The following is an 11,843-nucleotide window of genomic DNA, read 5'->3' on the forward strand; positions in this document are numbered from 1 at the left end:
GGCTCGGCAGCTGCTACAAAGGGTGTTGCGGCTGAAATTGCTTAACTGACTGGCATTAACCTCTAGAGGCCGCCTTTTTTACTTCATCGGCACACCTTCGGGTGGGTCGATATTGTCCAGCGCGCGGTTCACCAACAATTCACCCACCACTGCCAATTGCTGAATCGACAGCGCCACATTGCGGTTGGAGCTTTCCAGGTTACAGGCCAGATCGGTGACCAGCACGTTCAGGGACGCGAGGGTTTCACAGGCGTGGCACAGCAGCGTTGGGGTGTCGACGTTTGGGAGGATGGTGAAGATGTGGCTGACCGGGTCGGCGTGTTTGGGGTTGCGCAAGCGAGCGCTGACGGCGGGTTCGGTGATGTCTGACAGTGGGGAATTTGAGTCGGATGGGGATTCCGGGGGATTCGGACTTAGCTTTTTCATGAAGAAGTACCATCGGGGGATTGTTGAGAAAACTACCCATCTCACTTCCACATGAGGGTGGCAGCTGTACGCAGGTGTGGAAGTCCAGGTCAATCCACCAAAACCCGGTGCACTCGAAAGTGCTCCCGCGCACAGCCGCCAAAACGCGGCAATGTTGACATAAAAAATGTCGACTTGCGCTCCAGGGGCATTGGTAGATAGCTTGAACCAACGGACTTCCACATCCGACCGCTGATGTGCAGCGGCTGAAGAAGATTATCGATACGGCCCAATAGGCACCAGTTCACGGGATACGCCACGCTTTGAAGGAAATCTCCGACGCATGTGAAGGCCTTTGCCCACACTCACTTTTATGAGCATCTAGTTACAAACACCTTTTTGCTCATGACCGTTGTGATGCGGGTGAAACCGTTGTATCTAATGGACCTCCCAAGCCTGCGAACGACATCGGATCAATCCGTTGCCGGGAATGACATAATGCACGCTCACCTTTTCAAACCGACTGCCCCTAAAAGGGCGTTGTAATGCAAATCAGCAAATTCAAGGTCACGGATGTCGGTCGGTTTACCGAATTGGAAATTCAGCTGGCCCCAACCCCCCAACATCCGTCAAATGTAACGGTCCTGGTGGGGAATAATGGCGCAGGGAAAACCACCCTTTTGAAATCACTGGCCACCTCTTTGAGCTGGTTAGTTGCCAGAATTCGCACCGAGAAAGGCAATGGCAATTACCTTTCTGAAGATGATGTTCGAAACGGCACTACAGCTGCACTAATTTTGATTGGTGTGATAGACGAGTCACCGGCACGTTCAAGTCTTGCCGATGCTAATTTTGAACAGACTGCATTCACGTGGGGCATTGCCCGAGGCAGGCAGGGGCGCAAGGCTCACTTCCATAGTACGTTAGGGGGTGTAAGTCGCTTGGCGGACAGCTATCGCAACCAATTAACCGCAGACGATAAAGCCTCGCTCCCATTGATCGCCTACTACCCTGTAGAGCGCTCAATTCTGAAAATACAGCTGAGAACCCGAACCAAACTTTCTTTTGATCAACTCGATGGGTACGACAACTCTCTGAATCGTGGGGTCGATTTCGGCCATTTCTTTGAGTGGTTTCGCGAACGCGAAGACAGCGAAAATGAAACTGGCGTGTCCGACACAACTTTGGCAGAGATTTCCGCAAAGTTCGGCAAAGACAGTGATATCTGGAAAACCCTTTCCCAATTGAAGGCTTCGTCCCGCGACCGCCAATTGACCGCCGTCCGCTCCGCCATCGCCGCATTCATGCCCGGCTTCAGTAATTTGCGAGTGCAACGCAAGCCACGCCTGCACATGGCGATAGACAAGGACGGCGTAACGCTTAATGTCTCCCAGCTCTCGCAAGGCGAAAAGTCGATGATGGCGTTGGTCGGCGACATCGCTCGCCGATTGGCGATGATGAATCAGTCTCTGGACAACCCATTGGAGGGTGACGGCATCGTCCTGATCGACGAGGTCGATTTGCACCTGCACCCCAAATGGCAGCGCTGTCTGATTCGGCAGTTGAGCGAGACCTTCCCCAATTGCCAGTTTGTCCTGACCACTCACTCGCCTCTGGTCATCAGCGACGCGAAAGACGTGCTGTGCTACGTGTTCAATGACGGGGAACTGCAAGAACACAATGGCCTGTATGGCTTGGATGCCAACCAGGTGCTTCTGGAAGTCATGGACACTGATGTGCGTAACAGCGAAGTACAACAACGTCTGAATCTATTGCTCAAGCATTTGCAGGATGGTGACCTGGACGGTGCGAAAAAGCTGTATTCCGAGCTTTCTCTAGAGCTGCCACAGGGACATCTGGAACTGGCGAAAGCGGCCTTGTTGATTCGCAAGTTGGAGTTACGTCGTGCGTAAGATCGACAAAGGCATGGAGCCACCCTCATTAACTCGCTTTAAACACTCAAACAGAACGTTGCGTTACCGGGATTTACCGCCGGAAGAAAGTCGATCCATTCGATCATCCTGCATCTCGGAACAATACGGCTTATGTGCGTATTGCTGTCACTCGATCACCGTTGATAGCGCTCACAACGAACACCTTGAAGCCCAGGATCGTGCGCCGAATCGAACCTTGGACTTTTCCAATATCGTCGCCAGTTGCCAGCCAGAACCAATGCGGCCATGGTCGAGGAACACGCCCCTTACCGCTTACGCCGTTAATGACCGAATGCGAAACAGAGCTGAAGTTCTATTTGTCCGGGCTGGTTGAGGGACAAACCGAGCGGGCCCGGCTCACAATTGAGGCGTTGAACCTGGGTCAGACCGAGGACAGTAATCGAGGCCTTATCGGTGCGCGCAAGCAGTTGGTCGATGCACTGATATTTGACCAGTGCATGCAACCCGCCGACTTGCAATTTGAAGACGAGGAACTACTGGTACTGCTTCTGGACGCCCTGAAAACTCCGAACCCGGCACAATGCCTTCAGCCGTTTTCACCCGTGCTGGTCAATGTCATCCATCAACTTCTGGCTCAACCTTGAGCTAGAGTCAGCGATTTTTCAGGTACGGGTTACGATGCTGCACAGCTAACACAGGCTGTGCTCGCTGCAACAAGGTTCAATCATCCGGCATTTCAGGCGGCTTGGCGGGCTTGGCCGGTTTGCTGTTTTTCCCGGGCTTGGCGCCTTTGACCGCCGGTTCCGCTTCAGCGACGGGAGCGGCCACGGTCGCGGTAAATTCTTTCTCGGCCGCCGGCAACTGATCGACAGCGCTGAAAATCTCGTCCAGCTTGAAGGCGTCCGATTGCTCGAGTTTCTTTTCGCCGTCCTTGCCGACCAGGATCACCTTGGTCTTGGCGCCGGCACCCAGCTTGAGCGAGCGGATCAGCGCCGCCGTGTCTTGCGGCCCCAGGTCCTTGCCGTCGCGCTGGCCCATCAGGTTGAGTACGGTGTAGAGCACCATATTGCGGTCGGTGAAACCCTTGCGGTTGGCCGGCTCATCCAGGGACTTTTTCAGGTTGACCCAGGCCGGATCAACGGTGCTCGGAGCGATGACGATCAGTGGCCGGGCCCTGCCCTTGTCCATGTCCAGTGGTGAGTCGCCATCGGCGGCGAACGAGGTGCCGGCAATCGCCAGCAAGGTAGCCAGGGTCAGTGACCTGATGAGCATGCGCATCTCCTTTTGATATCCACGCTCTAATGATTGCGCATCGCGGCGATCGTTCCGGGTGACGTACCGCAAATATTTTTCGCCTTGTCCCAAGCTTAGGTCAGGGCGGTCATTGCGCAACAGGCTGGGCTAATCTGAAGACTCATGACAACCCGCCTGATCCGTCGCGAGGACTGGCCCATGAGCACTCAGTTGAACCACACCATCGTCTGGTGCCGGGACAAGCAGGTTTCGGCGAACTTCCTGGCAAGCCTCCTTGGTCTGCCCGCCCCGCAACCCTTCGGGCCCATGCTGATCGTCAAGCTGGATAACGGCGTGTCACTGGATTTTTACAATAACGACCCGCCGATAGCATCCCAGCACTACGCATTCTTGATGGACGACCAGGGTTTCGATGCGGCCTTCGCACGCCTGCAAGCCAACGGTCAGCCATGGTGGGCCGACCCTGGCAAGCAGCGACTGAGGGAGATCAATGATTACGCGGGAGGACGGCGGGTGTATTTCGATGACCCGGACGGGCATCTGCTGGAAATATTCACCCGCGAATGAAGCTTTCGTGGCGCGCTTGAATCAGAACGCCAGTTTGTAGCCGATCATCAACAGCATGGTCGCCAGGCAAGGGCGCAGTACTTCGTCGGAGATACGCCCGGTCAGGTGGCTGCCCAGGTAAATCCCCGGCAACGAGCCCACCAGCAAGTAACCCAGGACATGCCAATCCATGTTGCCCATGCTGGCATGGCCCAGGCCCGCGACCAGGGTCAGCGGCACGGCGTGGGCGATTTCAGTCCCCACCAGGCGGCGGGTCGGCAACATCGGATAGAGAATGAACAGTGCCACGGTGCCCAGTGCACCGGCACCGATGGACGTCAGCGCGACCACGGCGCCAAGGACCAGCCCGGTGATGACCGTCATCACGTTCAAACGCAGTCCGCTGGGGTTGTAGTTGCCGCCCGCACGGTTGTGGGCGAAGTCGAGCAGGCGCTTCTTGAACAGGATCGCCAGTGCCGTGGCGAACAACACAAACCCGAGGGACTGCTTGATGATCGCGTTCATCGCCTCGGGGGCGCTGTGCAGGGTACTGAGGAACCACAGCGTCAACGCCACCGCGGGCACGCTGCCCAAGGTCAGCCAGCCGGTAATGGCCCAGTCGATGTTGTTGTTCTTGCGGTGAACCAGTACGCCGCTGGACTTGGTGATGGCGGCGTACAGCAGGTCGGTACCGACCGCCGTCGCCGGGTTGATCCCGAACCACAGCAGGATCGGGGTCATGAGCGACCCGCCACCTACGCCAGTCATGCCGACGATGAAGCCGACGACCAGCCCGGCAACGACCAACCCGATGTTCAGTAAATCCATGAATACGTCCACAACGATCGCAGGGGAAATCCGGCCCGCAGCATAGCGGCATTTCTTATAACCAGCTATATCGAAGCGATCTATCTTTATACCCTGAACTCATTTCCCCTGTGGGAGCGGGCTTGCTCCGGGCGGCGTTCCGACGAAGGCGTAGTGTCAGGCAGCATTAATATTGACTGACCCACCGCTTTCGTCGGAACGCCGCCCGGAGCAAGCCTGCTCCCACAGGGAATATGTGTCGTGCTCACTGCACCGGCAGGAAATTCAGGAACAGCAGGCTCTGGGCATAGTTCAGGCCGATGCGCCGGTAACGTTCGTCGAGCATCCGGGTCAGCAGGTCCAGCCGGGCAACGATCTTGCCGAACTCGACGGCAAAGCTCAGGTTGCTGCCCTCCTCCGAGATTTCATTGGAGAACAGCAAGGGCTGGCCCTCTTTGTTCTGTCTTTGGCTGAGAATCCAGGTGGCGATCTCGATGTTGCGCGCGGCATTGCTGACGAATACCGGGTTGATCGTATCGGTCATGTAGAACTCGAGGCGATTGCCATGGGCGGTCACCAGCATGCTGCCGATGGCATAGATGAACGCCCCGACCCGGTCACCGAGAAATTCCGGGCTCATGGCAAAACGCAGGGCCGCGAGGTCCTTTTTGCCACCCAGGGTCGGTAATGGCTGCTGCAACTCGATGGCCATGCGCACTTGCTTGCCGGCGGTGCGGGCATCGAGGAAACCGGATTTTTTCAGCTCATCGGGGTTACGCAGGTAGAGCTTGCTCATCAGCAGGTAAAGGCTGTCGAGGTTGTCGCGCATGGTCAGGGTGGCCATGCGGTCGACGCTGGTCTGCAGGAACTCCTGGGGTTTGCCTTCGCGCATCTGGTCGATGATGTCGCCGCCCTGCTGCTGGCTGCAACCGGTGACGAAGAACATCGACAGACCTGCCAGCAGCAGGCAATGACGGCGGATTTTCGTGATGATCGTGGGTGAAACTCGAGCCATGGGTTCTTGGACTTGGGCATGGGCCGGCGGTGGGGATCGCCGCAGGCTGCCATGGATAGAGCCGGACATTTCGAAAAAGTGCAGTATCGGGCGGCACCAATCGATCACTGGCAGGGGAATGTTCAAAGAAAAAACGGATCAGAAAATCCTGAGGACGGTACACACTCCTACACTATTCACCGAATACACACAGGAGGTTTTGCATGCGCACGCTTGAACTGGCCGGCCGCAGGGTCCCGGTCATCGGCCAGGGGACCTGGCAGATGGGCGAAGACCGTTCACGGCACACTGAAGAAGTCGCGGCATTGCGCCTGGGTATCGAACTGGGCATGACCCTGATCGACACCGCGGAAATGTACGCCGAAGGCGGCGCCGAGGAAGTGGTCTGCGATGCCATCGCCGGCCAGCGCGACAGCGTCTTTCTGGTGAGCAAGGTGTACCCGCACAACGCCAGTCGCCAGGGCATTCCCCAGGCTTGCGAGCGTAGCCTGCGCAGGCTTGGCACCGATTACATCGATCTGTATCTGCTGCATTGGCGCGGCCAGTATCCCCTGGACGAAACCGTCGACGCCTTCGAGCGCCTGCGCGAAGCCGGCAAGATCGGCCGTTGGGGCGTGTCCAACTTCGACCTCGACGACCTGCGGGAACTGGACGCCCCGGCCTGTGCCACCAATCAGGTGCTCTACAACCTGGAACAACGGGGCATAGAATTTGATTTACTGCCCTGGAGCCAGCAGCGACGGTTGCCGGTCATGGCTTACTGCCCGATTGGCCAGGGCGGTAAAATGCTCTTCGACGCCACGCTCAAGCAGGTGGCCGCCCGGCACAGCGCCACAACAGCACAGGTGGCACTGGCCTGGATACTGCTTCAGGAAGGCGTGATCGCCATCCCCAAGGCGGTCCGACTCGAACATGTACGCCTCAACGCCCAGGCCGCCACGTTGCAGCTTGAGCCCGGGGATCTGGAGGCGCTGGACCAAGCGTTTCTCGCGCCACAACGCAAACAGCGGCTGGCCATGGTCTGAACCACCGCAGTCAGAGAGCTTCGCCATGAGAAGCACCGACCACCTGGACCCGTTCAATCTGCAACGCTTTCTCCAGGCTCAGGACCCGGTATTCGACCGGGTCCAAAACGAGCTGAACAACGGACACAAGCGCAGTCACTGGATGTGGTTCATTTTTCCGCAGTTTGCCGGGCTCGGCGGCAGCGAGATGTCGCGCCGCTTTGCCATCCGCTCGCGGGAGGAAGCCCAGGCCTACCTTGAGCATCCGTTGCTGGGTGCCCGCTTACGCACCTGCACCCAGGAAGTACTGAACATCCGGGAGCGCTCGGTAGCGGGGATTTTCGGTCATCCCGACGACCTGAAATTTCATTCCTCGATGACCCTCTTTGCCCAGGTCGCCGACGCCGACAGCCTTTTCCAGCAAGCCTTGAACCAATACTTCCACGGCATCCTGGACGACTGGACCCTGTCGCTGATGGACTCAAAACAGGCCCAGTTGCCCACCCACCAGGGTTGAGAAGTCGTCGTCGACAAACGGCAGTATCGCGTCCGCCACCGGTTGCAGCTGCCGGGTGATGTAGTGGTCGTAATCGATGGGCGCGCTGCGTACTTCCAGCGGCTCAGGGCCGGCGACGGTGATCACGTAGCTGATCCAGCCGCCGTTCTGGTACTGGCGCGGGCGACCCTGCCGGTCGTTGTACTCGTCGGCCAGGCGCGCCGCACGCACATGGGGCGGCACGTTGCGCTGATAGTCATCAAGGGTGCGGCGCAGGCGTTTGCGGTAGATCAGCCGGTCATCGAATTCACCGGCCAGGGTCTTGCGCACGTAGTCACGCACATAATCCTGATAGGGCTTGCGCAGGAAGATCCGCGAATACAACTCCTGCTGGAATTGCCGGGCCAGCAGCGACCAGTCGGTGCGCACGGTTTCCAGGCCTTTGTAGACCATTTCGTCGCTGCCGTCCTCCCGGGTGACCAGCCCGGCGTAGCGCTTTTTACTGCCTTCTTCGGCGCCGCGAATGGTCGGCATCAAAAAACGCTTGTAGTGGGTTTCGAACTGCAATTCGAGAACGCTCTGCAGGCCGTACTCCTGCTGCACGTGTTCGCGCCACCACTGATTGACGTGCGCCACCAGCGCGTGGCCGATCTGCGCCGCCTCCTGCTGGCCATGGGCGCGACGCAGCCAGACGAACGTCGAGTCGGTGTCGCCGTAAATCACCGCATGCCCCTGGGCTTCGATCAACTGGCGGGTGCGCAGCATGATTTCGTGCCCGCGCAAGGTGATGGACGATGCCAGGCGCGTGTCGAAGAAGCGACAACCGCTGGAGCCGAGCACACCGTAGAACGCGTTCATGATGATTTTCAGCGCCTGGGACAGCGGTGCGTTGTGTTCGCGCTTGGCGGTTTCCCGACCTTCGGCCACCCGGGCGACGATGGACGGCAGGCAATGCCGGGTGCGGGAAAAGCGCGCGCCACGAAAACCCGGCACCGACTCACTGTCGTCCGGATGCTTGAGCCCTTCGATCAGCCCCACGGGGTCAATCAGGAAAGTGCGGATGATCGACGGGTAGAGGCTTTTGTAGTCAAGCACCAGCACCGATTCGTACAGCCCCGGCTGCGAATCCATGACAAAACCGCCGGGGCTGGCTTCGGGTGGCTTGCCACCGAGGTTCGGCGCCACGAAACCCTGACGGTGCATCAGCGGCATGTACAGGTGCGTGAACGCCGCCACCGAACCGCCCATGCGATCGGCCGGCAAACCGGTGACGCTGGCCCGCTCCAGCAGGAAAGTGAGTAGCTCGGTCCTGGCGAAAATCCGCGTGACCAGTTCGCAATCCTTGAGGTTGTACTTGGCCAGCGCCGGTTTGTCCTCGGCGAACATGCGGTTGATTTCGTCCATGCGCTGGTACGGGTTGTCGATGGACTTGCCCTCGCCGAGCAAGGTTTGCGCAACGTTTTCCAGGCTGAACGAGGGGAAACTCCAGGTCGCCGAACGCAGGGCCTCGATACCGTCGATGATCAAGCGGCCAGCGGCTGAAGCGAAGTAGTGGTTGCCGCTGCCGTGTTCACGCCACTGCATTTCCTCGCCGCCACGCCCCAGTTTCAACGGCACCGCCAGGCGCCGGGCGTGTTCGTGGAGCACCCGCAAGTCGAACTGCACGACGTTCCAGCCGATGATCGCGTCAGGGTCGAAACGGGCAAACCAGTCGTTGAGCTTTTTCAGCAGCAGGGTTCGCGAGTCGCAGTATTCGAGCTGGAAGTCCACCTGGCCGGCGTCGCCATTGGGTGGACCGAGCATGTACACCTGACGCTCGCCGCAGCCTTCCAGGGCAATGGAATACAACTCGCCCTGGGCGGTGGTCTCGATGTCCAGGGACACCAGTTTCAGGCTCGGTCGGTAATCGGGGTCGGGTTTCATATGCGCGTCGAGCAGCAGGCCTTCGACATTCGGCGTGCCACTGAAACGCACCGGCGCGGTGATGAAGCGTTCCATCATGTAGCGTTCCGGCGGGCGTACGTCGGCTTCGAACACCTCGACACCGGCCCGACGCAGCGCGGTTTCCAGGCGCATCAACTGGCCATGTTGCTGGCAGTAAAGTCCGAGGACCGGGCGATGTTCGAAGTCCTGCAGGGCCAGGGACCGGAGCTCGACGTTCTTCTCGTCATGCAAAACGCTTTCGGCCGCCTGACGCTGCGCAGCGGGGATGAACGCCACCGATGGTTGATGAGGCAGGCGGATACGCCGGGGACCGCTGTCGGTCGCCAGCCAGAATTCGACTTCCGTACCGGCCGGGGTGTCGCGCCAATGCCGGGTCAGGACGAAGCCCTGCTGTAGATCCACCACTGCAAACCTCGAAACTGATTCAGAGGGTGATTCTACCCGGCATCGGCAGGGATAGTCCGCCCGGTCTGGATATATCGGGTAGACATCAATCCTGTGGGAGCGGCGGTGCGGCGATCCGACTTGCCCGCGAAGAGGCCAGCACTGCCTAAATCCATGTTGAATATCAGGCCGCTTTCGCGGGCAAGCCCGCTCCCACAGGTTATTTGCCGGGGCGGAATACGAGGTTTACCAAAGAAAAACCGCCGAATGACGTTTTTTGCGTGTTATCTGCCGCATTCGCCCTTGCCCAGAACGCTCGCGTCTACGATTCTTCAAGAACAACGACAACACCCGAGTAACCACCATGAAAACCGTCGCCCAACTGCTCAAGCTCAAAGATCAGAAGAATCAGGAAGTGCACCAGATCAAACCCGACCACATGGTGCTCGAAGCACTGATGAAGATGGCCGAGAAAAACGTCGGCGCCTTGCTGGTGGTGGAGAATGATGAAGTGCTGGGCATCATCAGCGAACGGGACTATGCGCGCAAACTGGTGCTGCACGGCCGCTCTTCGGTGGGCACGCCGGTGCGCGACATCATGGTGTCACCGGTGATTACCGTCGACACCCATCAAACCGTGGATACCTGCCTGGGCATCATGTCCGATAAACGCCTGCGTCACTTGCCGGTGGTCGAAGGCGGCAAATTGATCGGCCTGCTGTCGATCGGTGACCTGGTCAAGGAAGCCATTGCCGAACAGGCTGAACTGATCAAGCAGTTGGAACAGTACATTCGCGGGGAGTAAATCGACACGCCGAAAACCCCTTGTGGGAGCGGGCTTGCTCCCACATTGGTTTTTTGGTGTTCAGGCCGGCCAATGGCGGGCGAACACCGGTGCCAGTGCCGGGTGACGGTCGATGCGTTCCAGCCAGGCGAAAAAACCCGGCCGGGCGATGCGCAAATGCTCCCGGCTGCCCGCCCATCGCGAGATCACCGCCGCCAGCACATCCAGGGCCCCTGGCTTTTCGCTGCCCAGGTACAACTCGCCCGAAAACTGATCGGCAAACACCTCCCAACTCCAGTGCAGGCGCCGGCGGGCGCCTTCCATGAGGTTTTGCCTGGACGACTCATCCGCCTCGGCCAGCCAGCGTTCGGGGTAATCGATGATGCCGATGGCCGTATAGCAATTGCTGACGATGTAAGCCATGCCGCGTATGGCCTGGCCTCGCTCGGCCGGATCCTGCGGCAACAACCCCGATGCGGGAAAGCTCAACCCGAGATGGATCAGGATCGCCGCGCTCTCGGTCAGGACACTGCCATCGGGTAGCTGCAAGGTCGGAATCTGTTTGAGCGGGTTTAGCTTCTCCAGCGCCCGGGCCGCCTCCGCGGACGTCTCGACATCGATGAAGCGATAAGGAACATCACAGAGTTCAAGGGCAGCCTCGATGGCCGCTGCGCCGGAGTTCTGATGGCCGTAGAGCTGGTACATAAACATCTCCTTGCATACCGCGACCTCTGCCGGGCCACATCGACCGTCGCGGCAGAGGAACGCGCCAGCTATCCAGTGTAGAAGCCGCCGCCCGCCACACAGCGGCCATCCGACGATCGCACCATCACGCTCACAGGGGGAGTGGCGTCGGTCCTATCATTGCCGTCGATGTTCACCATCACCTCAATGAAGTTCTCTTAAAAAATCCCCGGCGTAACATCTGCTCCATACCAACCCATAAGCACCCCGGAGCACACCATCATGAAACGCCAAACCCTCCTCAGCATCGCTTTCTCGGTTTTCGCAGTTAACGCTTTCGCCGCAAACTCTGCTCAACCCGTGGTCGCTGAAGGCGGCTCGGATCGTCTGATTGAAAGCCGTGTGGCCGAGGGTGGTTCCGATCGCCTGATCGAGAATCGCGTGGCTGAAGGTGGTTCGGATCGCCTGCTGGAAAACCGCGTTGCCGAAGGCGGTTCCGACCGTCTGATCGAAAGCCGCGCTGTCTGAATGCAATGCTTTACCGCAGGGCTCAATGAAAACCCGGCCTCACCCGCCCAATGCCAGTCCGTCAAGCAATTTCAGCCGCGACACCCTTTGTAGCAGC

General features: G+C 58.9%; 11 protein-coding genes and 2 pseudogenes. 7 read left to right on the forward strand and 6 right to left on the reverse strand.

Annotated elements, in window-relative coordinates; all coding sequences use genetic code 11:
- Window positions 1–78: 78 nt before the first annotated feature.
- Window positions 79–426 (reverse strand): DUF6124 family protein, encoded by a 348-nt coding sequence (locus PMI34_RS10520; protein ID WP_008051280.1) that lies wholly within the window; start codon window positions 424–426, stop codon window positions 79–81.
- Between the two features lie 524 nt (window positions 427–950).
- Between PMI34_RS10520 and PMI34_RS10515 the strand changes: the two genes are divergently transcribed.
- Both PMI34_RS10515 and PMI34_RS28305 read left to right on the forward strand, forming a co-directional pair.
- Window positions 951–2,318, forward strand: a complete 1,368-nt coding sequence (locus PMI34_RS10515) for an AAA family ATPase (protein ID WP_008051282.1) — start codon at window positions 951–953, stop codon at window positions 2,316–2,318.
- Window positions 2,311–2,944 (forward strand): annotated as a pseudogene (locus PMI34_RS28305) (TIGR02646 family protein). The gene PMI34_RS10515 and the pseudogene PMI34_RS28305 overlap by 8 nt, the downstream one beginning before the upstream one ends.
- A gap of 76 nt (window positions 2,945–3,020) precedes the next feature.
- Here the strand turns inward: PMI34_RS28305 and PMI34_RS10505 are convergent.
- Window positions 3,021–3,572, reverse strand: coding sequence for a DUF4174 domain-containing protein (locus PMI34_RS10505; protein ID WP_008051285.1), 552 nt, complete (start codon window positions 3,570–3,572; stop codon window positions 3,021–3,023).
- Window positions 3,573–3,752: 180 nt separating this feature from the next.
- On the opposite strand from PMI34_RS10505, the gene PMI34_RS10500 reads away from it, so the two are divergent.
- The gene (locus tag PMI34_RS10500) at window positions 3,753–4,121 is read left to right on the forward strand and encodes a VOC family protein (protein WP_008051287.1); all 369 of its coding nucleotides are present in this window, start codon (window positions 3,753–3,755) and stop codon (window positions 4,119–4,121) included.
- 21 nt (window positions 4,122–4,142) lie between these two features.
- On the opposite strand, the gene PMI34_RS10495 is transcribed toward PMI34_RS10500, so the two are convergent.
- Both PMI34_RS10495 and PMI34_RS10490 read right to left on the reverse strand, forming a co-directional pair.
- Window positions 4,143–4,928 carry a sulfite exporter TauE/SafE family protein gene (locus PMI34_RS10495; protein ID WP_008051288.1) on the reverse strand — a complete coding sequence of 262 codons (786 nt, stop codon included), beginning with the start codon at window positions 4,926–4,928 and terminating at the stop codon, window positions 4,143–4,145.
- A gap of 244 nt (window positions 4,929–5,172) precedes the next feature.
- Window positions 5,173–5,922 carry a hypothetical protein gene (locus PMI34_RS10490; RefSeq protein ID WP_032829746.1) on the reverse strand — a complete coding sequence of 250 codons (750 nt, stop codon included), beginning with the start codon at window positions 5,920–5,922 and terminating at the stop codon, window positions 5,173–5,175.
- A 203-nt stretch (window positions 5,923–6,125) separates the two neighbouring features.
- Here PMI34_RS10490 and PMI34_RS10485 point away from each other — a divergent pair, with 203 nt between their 5' ends.
- Together PMI34_RS10485 and PMI34_RS10480 are read left to right on the forward strand one after the other, a co-directional pair.
- The gene (locus PMI34_RS10485) at window positions 6,126–6,947 is read left to right on the forward strand and encodes an aldo/keto reductase (RefSeq protein WP_008051291.1); all 822 of its coding nucleotides are present in this window, start codon (window positions 6,126–6,128) and stop codon (window positions 6,945–6,947) included.
- 25 nt (window positions 6,948–6,972) lie between these two features.
- The gene (locus PMI34_RS10480; RefSeq protein WP_008051292.1) at window positions 6,973–7,443 is read left to right on the forward strand and encodes a DUF1810 domain-containing protein; all 471 of its coding nucleotides are present in this window, start codon (window positions 6,973–6,975) and stop codon (window positions 7,441–7,443) included.
- Here PMI34_RS10480 and PMI34_RS10475 read toward each other — a convergent pair.
- Window positions 7,408–9,768 carry a DNA polymerase II gene (locus tag PMI34_RS10475; protein WP_162130363.1) on the reverse strand — a complete coding sequence of 787 codons (2,361 nt, stop codon included), beginning with the start codon at window positions 9,766–9,768 and terminating at the stop codon, window positions 7,408–7,410. The two genes, PMI34_RS10480 and PMI34_RS10475, sit on opposite strands and share 36 nt — an antisense overlap.
- 346 nt (window positions 9,769–10,114) lie before the next feature.
- Here PMI34_RS10475 and PMI34_RS10470 point away from each other — a divergent pair, with 346 nt between their 5' ends.
- Window positions 10,115–10,555, forward strand: coding sequence for a CBS domain-containing protein (locus PMI34_RS10470; RefSeq protein WP_008051296.1), 441 nt, complete (start codon window positions 10,115–10,117; stop codon window positions 10,553–10,555).
- A 60-nt stretch (window positions 10,556–10,615) separates the two neighbouring features.
- On the opposite strand, the gene PMI34_RS10465 is transcribed toward PMI34_RS10470, so the two are convergent.
- The gene (locus PMI34_RS10465; RefSeq protein WP_008051298.1) at window positions 10,616–11,239 is read right to left on the reverse strand and encodes a glutathione S-transferase family protein; all 624 of its coding nucleotides are present in this window, start codon (window positions 11,237–11,239) and stop codon (window positions 10,616–10,618) included.
- Window positions 11,240–11,500: 261 nt separating this feature from the next.
- Here PMI34_RS10465 and PMI34_RS10460 point away from each other — a divergent pair.
- Window positions 11,501–11,737 (forward strand): annotated as a pseudogene (locus tag PMI34_RS10460) (hypothetical protein); the annotation flags it as partial.
- Window positions 11,738–11,843: the final 106 nt, after the last annotated feature.

The organism is Pseudomonas sp. GM74, from assembly GCF_000282455.1.
Taxonomy (GTDB): Bacteria; Pseudomonadota; Gammaproteobacteria; order Pseudomonadales; family Pseudomonadaceae; genus Aquipseudomonas.